Raw genomic sequence first — 7293 nt, forward strand, 5'->3', positions numbered from 1 at the left:
GGCTCCGTACCGTCGCGGACCTGCGCGGGTTATCGCTCACCCAGCTTCAGGCCCATGTGGGGGCCCGTGCCGCCACCAGCCTCTACCAGCAGGCGCGGGGCATCGCCTCCGACCGGGTCGGCGAGCGCACCGCCCGCCAGTCACTCTCCAAGGAGACCACCTTCGGCGTCGACGTGACCGATCCGGGCGTGCTGCGCGACACCCTGCGCGGTCTGGCGGCCGAGGTCGCCGCCGCGGCCCGGCAGGAGGGGATCGCGGGGCGCACCGTGACGCTGAAGATCCGCTTCTGCGGCTTCGAGACGCACACCCGGCAGCGGCGGCTGCCGCGGCACAGCGACGACGCCCGCACCCTGTTCGCCGCCTGGTCGCTGTACGAGGCCGGCCGCTGGCAGGGCAAACCCGTGCGCCTGATCGGCCTGGGCATCGCCGATCTGGGGACCCCGGAGCCGGTCCAGCCGGACCTCTTCGACGGCGCGGCCGAGCGCCCCGCCGACACGACGCCTCACGGTCGCGGTCGACCGCATTCACGCACGCTTTGGCGCGGGCGCCCTGCACCGGGGGCTGTCCATCACCGATCCTGTGGACCCGGCTCGCGGCCTGGGCGAAACACCAGCGGGCCAGAAATAACCCCGCGTCAAGATTGATTTTGCAGGCGTCTTCTCAGACACTTGATGGCCATGCAGCGGCTTGGGCGTGGGGCCTGTGCGCCGCGCGCTTTTAGTCGATTTCCGCGCACGACAATGTGAGAGAAAGATGGCCGTGACAAAAGCCGACCTGGCAGAGCACCTGTTCGAGGAGCTTGGGCTCAACAAACGCGAGGCCAAAGACCTCGTCGAAAGCTTCTTCGAGGAAATCCGCAAAACCCTGGCAGGCGGCGAGGAGGTCAAGCTGTCCGGGTTCGGGAACTTCGAACTGCGCGAGAAGAAGGAACGCCCCGGGCGCAATCCGAAGACGGGTGAAGAAATCCCGATCACCGCTCGCCGCGTCGTGACCTTCCGGCCGGGACAGAAGCTCAAAGCACGGATGGATGCCTTGGGTGGGCATGCGCCGGCCGGTGCCGACGGTGTTGCGTCCAGCGAAGGCCCCGCCGTCTCCTGAAAACGCAATGCTTCAGAGGGCTCAGGTCGGGAACGGGCAGCGCATGAGTTGAGGCTTGCCCACCGCGGCGGATCCCAGAAACTGGCCGGAGTCGGGGCGCTGACGCCGGCAGAGTGGGGGGAACTGTGCCAGCGTTAGGGCGCCGACTCCGGACGTAGTGGGGGAACTGGCCGAGTCCGCCGGGACGATCAGATACCGCGATAGAGCTGCGACGCGTTATCGTTGAAGGCGTTGGCGATCATTTCGGCGACCATTAGGTCTTGCGCGATGCTGTCGCGCGGGGCCGGCTTGGACGGCCCCGCGGTCCGGAACTGGGGGGCGGTACGTGAGTCGCGGGAGTGGATCGGGTAGGTGTACATGGTTGGTCTCCTGACGCTGTCTTGGCGTGGTCAAGGCGCGGTTGATCGCGACCTTGGGCACAGCGTAAGGGAGGGCGTTTAGACAAAGGCTGAGCGGGGCTGTCAGCGAACGGTCAGATGGGGCTGTGGCAGTTTAGGCAGGGCCTGCGATGCCTTGGAGCCGCCCGACTCGCGCGAGTTCGACCGCCGGGCCTTCTCGTGTGGAGGGGGGCCAGGTTGAACCTCACCGCAGTCAGGCTCCGGGTCCTGGACATCCTGACGGCCGCGCCGTCGAGGACCCGGATCAGGCGTTGCCGGCGTACCGCTCCGTGCAAGGCTGTCGCACAACTCCTAAGTCGTGCGACACCAGATGCTTGGCCCGGATTACTTGGCCCAGCCGGAATTCCCGCTGCATATCTGGGCAGACTTTTCGCCTCCGCCCCTTATGATTCACAGTCCAAGGGGATATTATGGCGGACCGCCATCACTGAAGGAAGCGACATGGACACGCCGCCCGCCTCTCACCTGCATACCAGACCCGACGGGCCTGCGTCGACGTCTGTCCCGCAGATCGGTCAGACGGTCCGGGTGCGCACGCGCACCTACTTGGTCGAGTCGATCGTCGACGAACCACTGGAGCCAGGGCTCGCGCTGGTGCGTGGTGCCTGCCTCGACGACGATGCGCAAGGCGAAAAGATCGAGGTCATCTGGGGCCTGGAACTCGACACCAGGATCCTCGACCAAGAGGCCTGGAAGAACCTGGGCGAGAAGGGCTTCGACAACCCCCGCTTCTTCGGCGCCTTCCTGCACACCCTGCGCTGGAATTGCGTCACCGCAACCGATCCCAACCTCTTCCAGGCCCCGTTTCGTGCCGGCATCCGCATCGACGCCTACCAACTCGAGCCCCTGCGCAAGGCGCTGCGGCTGCCCCGCGTCAACCTGTTCATCGCCGACGACGTGGGGCTCGGCAAGACCATCGAGGCCGGACTCATCGCCAGCGAACTGCTGCTGCGCCGCCGCGCCCGCGAGATCGTCGTCGCCTGCCCGCCCTCCATGCTCTATCAGTGGAAGGATGAGTTGGAGACCCGCTTCGGTTTCACCTTCGAGATCCTGGACCGCACCTACATCGAGCGCATCCGCCAGGAGCGCGGCTACGGCGTCAACCCCTGGACCACCTTCCCGCGCTTCCTGATCTCCCATCGGTTACTGATCGACGAGACCTACGTCGGACCGCTGCGCGACTGGTTGGACAACCTGAGCTCCGGGTCCCTGTTCATCCTCGACGAGGCGCACCACGCCGCGCCCGCCAGCGGTTCCCGTTACGCCATCGACTCCCGCTTTACCCGTGCCATCAGGGATCTCGCCCCACGCTTCGAGCACCGCCTGTTCCTCTCGGCCACACCGCACAACGGCCATTCCAACAGCTTCAGCGCCCTGCTGGAAATCCTCGACCCCCACCGCTTCACCCGCGGCGTCAAGGTGCTGAAATCCCGACTCGACGAGGTCATGGTACGGCGCCTGAAGGAAGACATCCGCGCGATCGGCGGCGGCTTCCCCAAGCGCAACGTCGTCCAGGTCGACATCCGAGGACTGCCCGACGAGGCCCCGGAGCTGCGGCTTTCCCGCTTGCTGGAAGCCTACCGGACCGCCCGTGACGCCCGTTATGCGGACGCCACCCGTCGGCAGCAGACCGAGGCGGCACTGCTGGTCTCCGGACTCCAGCAACGCCTGCTGTCCTCGATCGAGGCCTTCGCCCGCACGCTCAAGGTCCACCGGCGGACCATGGAGCGTATCTGGGCCGGCGAACAAGCCCCCAGCGCGCCCGGCCCGGCCGCCAGCCCATCCGTGACCGCGGCGCTCGACCTGCTGACTGAGACCCCCGACGCCGACGATGAGCGCACGCAGCAGGACGAAGAAGACCAGGCCCAGGAGACCGCCGCCGCCATCGAGGCCGCCACCCTCGCCACCGCTGGTCAGGGTACGGATACGGACATTGCCCACGAACGCGCGCTCCTGGATGAGATGACCGGTGTCGCCGAGAGCGCCCGCGGTCAACCGGACGCGCGCATCCGCTATCTGGTCGACTGGATAGGCAAGCACCTGTGCCCCGGCGCCCGGCTGCCCGGCGACCTGTCACCCCATCCGGATGCCGCCTGGACCGACCTGCGGCTACCGATCTTCACCGAATACGACGACACCAAGCGCTACCTCGTCAACATGCTGCGGGCCGCCATCGACGGCACCGAGCTTGCGGAGCATCGGATCGAGGTCTTCCACGGCCCGACCCCACCGGAGAAGCGCGAGGCCATCAAGCGCGCCTTCAACCAAGCGCCCGCCGAACATCCGCTGCGCATCCTGGTAGCCACCGACGCAGCCCGCGAGGGCCTCAACCTCCAGGCCCATTGCTGGAATCTGTTCCACTTCGACGTCCCTTGGAACCCCGCTCGGCTGGAGCAACGCAACGGCCGCATCGACCGCAAGCTCCAGCCCAGCCCCGAGGTCTACTGTCACTATTTCGTCTACGCCCAACGCCCGGAAGATCGGGTGCTCGCCGCCCTGGTACGCAAGACCGACAGCATCCGACAGGAATTGGGCAGCCTCTCGCCCGTCATCTCCACTCGGCTCGCGACCATGCTCAAGTCCGGCATCCGCGGCCTGGTTGCCGAGCAGATCGCCCGCGAGATCGACGACGCTGGTCCCGATGCCGACAAGCAGGCCGTGGTCGAAGAAGAGCTGGAGGCCGCCCGCGAACGCCAAGATGCGCTGCGTAAACAGCTTGATACCCTACGCGTCCGCATCAACGACGCCCGCAAATGGATCGGCCTGGACCTTGAGTCCTTCCGCGATGCGCTCTCCTGCTCGCTGGAAATGCTCGGAACGCAGCCGTTGCAACCCGCTACAACGCCAGCCGGCGAACCACACCGCTGGACCTTCCCCAATCTCGACACCCGGCGTGGTGCCGATCCGACCTGGTCGGGGACCCTGGACACCCTGCGCGCCCTGCCCGACGACGGATGCCGCAACTTCGAGTGGCGCAAGACCTCCCCGGTGCGCCCCGTCTGCTTCACCGCGCCCGAAGGCATCGACGATGACGTGGTTCAGCTCCACCTCGAACACCGCGTCGTCCAGCGCCTGCTGGGGCGCTTCCTGTCTCAGGGATTCGTCCATCACGACCTCTCGCGCGCCTGCCTGGCCCAGACTGAAGACGCCGTACCCCGCATCGTCCTGCTCGGGCGGCTCTCCCTCTACGGCCGCGGCGCCGTGCGCCTGCATGAAGAACTGCTGCCCATCGCCGCCCGCTGGATCGAACCCGAACGCCGCGCCAAGGGGCTCACGCCCTACGCCCGCGACACCGAGGCCCGCACGCTGGAACTGCTGGAAAAGTCCCTGCTCCCAAGCACGGACGTCTCCGGTATCGTGCCGCCGGTCGTGCGCGAGCAACTGCTCGGGTCCATCGCACAGGACATCGCCGATCTCTTGCCTTACCTGGAGAACCGTGGCCAACTCGCCCGGGACGAGGCCGAAAAGCGCCTGCTCAACCGCGGTCGGATCGAAGCCGACGGCCTCACCGACATCCTGGAGGACCAGCGCCGCCGGGTAGCCGAGGCGCTGGGCAAACCGATTCAGCTCACCCTCGATCTCGGTCTGACCCCCAAAGACGAGATTCGTCAGGCCGAGTCCAACCGCCGCTACTGGGAGCACTGGCTCAATAACGTGGACCAGGAACTCAAACAAGAACCCATCCGTATCGCCGAGTTCTACACTCCCACGTCCCATCGGATCGAGCCGGTGGGGATCGCCTACCTCTGGCCGGTCTCTGGGTAGGGATGAAGGATGAGGGATGAGGGATGAAAAATGCGGCTCAGACTTTTCGCTCATCCCTCATCCATCATCCCTTGCATGTGGGGTGAAACGTGAGCGGTGAGCGGGTTGATCTACGGGAGCGAACGAAGGCGTTGGCATTGCGAGTGATTCGACTATATTCCGCGTTGCCACGACGCGAGGAGGCGCGAGTCATCGGGCGGCAGATATTGCGCTCCGGGACATCGGTTGGCGCGAACTTCCGTGAGGCGTATCGTGCCCGTTCGGACGCGGAGTTCATTGCCAAGCTCGGGGATTGTGTCAAAGAACTCGACGAAACCGACTATTGGCTCTGCCTGCTCATCGAGGCCGGCATCATTCCGGCAGAGCGCTTGGCCCCGCTCCAAGACGAGTGCAATCAACTCATCGCCATCTTGACGACTATCACCAAGAACATTAAAGCCAGACAGTAACCGCCGCTCCGATTTCATCCCTCATAATTCATCCCTCATCCCTATGCAAGATCCCGCCGTTCGCGATCACCAAGCCTGGCTTGGCTACCTCCAGCCCGACGGCCTGGTGGTTTCCCCCGCCGCGCTGGTCGATTTGCAGGTGATCCTGCCGCGTGACACCCGCGAAGAGCAGCGACGCTTCCTGGAGTGCGTTACCGCGGGCACCATCGGCACCGCCGACCCCGTTCCCGTGATCGCCGATCTGCCAGGGTTCCTGCGCGGTTTCCTGGAGTGGCCCGATAACCTGCTGTACGGCCCGGACCCCGCCCGCCCGCTACCGGAGGCCCTCTCGGTTCCGCTACGCGAATTCGGCGAAGTCCTGGAACCCACCGCCGCGCTGGCCGATGCCAAACCGACGGACCCCGCACGGCCCTGGCTCCTCCTGGTTCAGTCGCTCCCCCTCGGGACCGATCTCGACGCCGCCGTCAGCCATGACGTCCGGAGCTGGTCGGCCTCACCGGCGCGCCGCTTCGAGCGTCTGTTGCGCGAGACCCAGGTACCCATCGGCCTGCTCACCAACGGCATACAACTGCGGCTCCTATATGCCCCGCGGGGCGAGAACGTCGGCAGCCTGACCTTCCCGGTCGCCGCCATGACCGAGATCGCCGGGCGCCCGATCGTGGGCGCCTGCCACATGCTGCTCAAGCGCTCCCGGCTGCTGGCCGGACCGGCGTTTGAGCGCCTACCGGCGGTACTCGCCAAGAGCCGCGATTATCAGAGCCTGGTGTCGACCCGGCTCTCCGGCCAGGTGCTGGAGGCACTCTACGACCTGTTGCGCGGCTTCCAGGCGGCCGATGAGCGTGCCCACGGCGAGCTACTCAGGGACGTGCTCGCCCGGGACCCCAACAGCGTCTATGCCGGCCTGCTCAATTGCCTGCTGCGCCTGGTGTTCCTGCTCTATGCCGAGGACCGCGGCCTGATGCCCGGCTCACCGCTCTATGTGCAGCACTATTCGGTGCATGGCTTGTTCGAGAAGCTGCGTACCGACGCCCAGAACTACCCCGACACCATGGATCACCGCTATGGCGCCTGGTCCCGGTTGCTCGCCCTGTTCCGCGCCGTCCACGGCGGCTGCCACCATCCCCAACTCCAGATCCCGGCGCGCCAAGGCTACCTCTTCAATCCCAAGCGCTTCCCCTTCCTCGAAGGCGGGACCGGCGCCATCCCGCTCGTGGCCGACGGCGTCATCTGGCGTGTGCTCGACAAGCTGTTGATGCTCGGTGGTGAACGCCTCTCCTACCGCACCCTGGATGTGGAGCAGATCGGCAGCGTCTACGAGACAATCATGGGCTTCCGACTGGAGGTCGCCCGCGGTCCCACCGTCGCACTGAAGCCACCCAGGGGGTGTAAGCCCAAACCCCAGAAAATTCCGGTGGCCCAAATCGAGCCCTGCCATACGCCCATCCAGGTCAATGACCCGTCCTCGACATCGGCTTGCATAGCCGCCTTGATGGGACACTGGTCGCGTCGGTCGGTGCTGGGAAGCGGGAAATGAACGCGATGCTCAGTCATGCCAAAAGTTCTTGAAGCGGTCAGATGCCAAC

Annotated in this window: 5 protein-coding genes and 1 pseudogene; 5 read left to right on the top strand and 1 reads right to left on the bottom strand. The window is 66.0% G+C overall.

What is annotated here, in order from left to right; genetic code table 11:
• Positions 1-644, top strand: a pseudogene (locus QZY44_RS31235) (DNA polymerase IV); the annotation flags it as partial.
• A gap of 109 nt (positions 645-753) precedes the next feature.
• Entirely contained in the window at positions 754-1098 is a 345-nt protein-coding gene (locus QZY44_RS31240; RefSeq protein ID WP_295456831.1) for an integration host factor subunit alpha, read from the top strand.
• Positions 1099-1286: 188 nt separating this feature from the next.
• On the opposite strand, the gene QZY44_RS31245 is transcribed toward QZY44_RS31240, so the two are convergent.
• Positions 1287-1457 (bottom strand): hypothetical protein, encoded by a 171-nt coding sequence (locus tag QZY44_RS31245; RefSeq protein ID WP_295456833.1) that lies wholly within the window; start codon positions 1455-1457, stop codon positions 1287-1289.
• Between the two features lie 480 nt (positions 1458-1937).
• On the opposite strand from QZY44_RS31245, the gene drmD reads away from it, so the two are divergent.
• The 3 genes from drmD (at position 1938) to QZY44_RS31260 (ending at position 7244) form a co-directional block, all read left to right on the top strand.
• Positions 1938-5261, top strand: coding sequence for a DISARM system SNF2-like helicase DrmD (drmD, locus tag QZY44_RS31250; RefSeq protein WP_295456834.1), 3324 nt, complete (start codon positions 1938-1940; stop codon positions 5259-5261).
• An 89-nt stretch (positions 5262-5350) separates the two neighbouring features.
• Positions 5351-5710 carry a four helix bundle protein gene (locus tag QZY44_RS31255; protein WP_295456836.1) on the top strand — a complete coding sequence of 120 codons (360 nt, stop codon included), beginning with the start codon at positions 5351-5353 and terminating at the stop codon, positions 5708-5710.
• Positions 5711-5753: 43 nt separating this feature from the next.
• Entirely contained in the window at positions 5754-7244 is a 1491-nt protein-coding gene (locus tag QZY44_RS31260; RefSeq protein WP_295456837.1) for a type IIL restriction-modification enzyme MmeI, read from the top strand.
• Positions 7245-7293: the final 49 nt, after the last annotated feature.

Origin of the sequence: uncultured Thiodictyon sp. (genome assembly GCA_903837595.1) — a bacterium.
GTDB lineage: Bacteria > Pseudomonadota > Gammaproteobacteria > Chromatiales > Chromatiaceae > Thiodictyon.

Excerpts from the sequence above, each read along its gene's own strand:
- QZY44_RS31245 (WP_295456833.1), bottom strand. The coding sequence starts at position 1,457 with ATGTACACCTACCCGATCCACTCCCGCGACTCACGTACCGCCCCCCAG.
- drmD (WP_295456834.1), top strand. The coding sequence starts at position 1,938 with ATGGACACGCCGCCCGCCTCTCACCTGCATACCAGACCCGACGGGCCT.
- QZY44_RS31240 (WP_295456831.1), top strand. The coding sequence starts at position 754 with ATGGCCGTGACAAAAGCCGACCTGGCAGAGCACCTGTTCGAGGAGCTT.
- QZY44_RS31260 (WP_295456837.1), top strand. The coding sequence starts at position 5,754 with ATGCAAGATCCCGCCGTTCGCGATCACCAAGCCTGGCTTGGCTACCTC.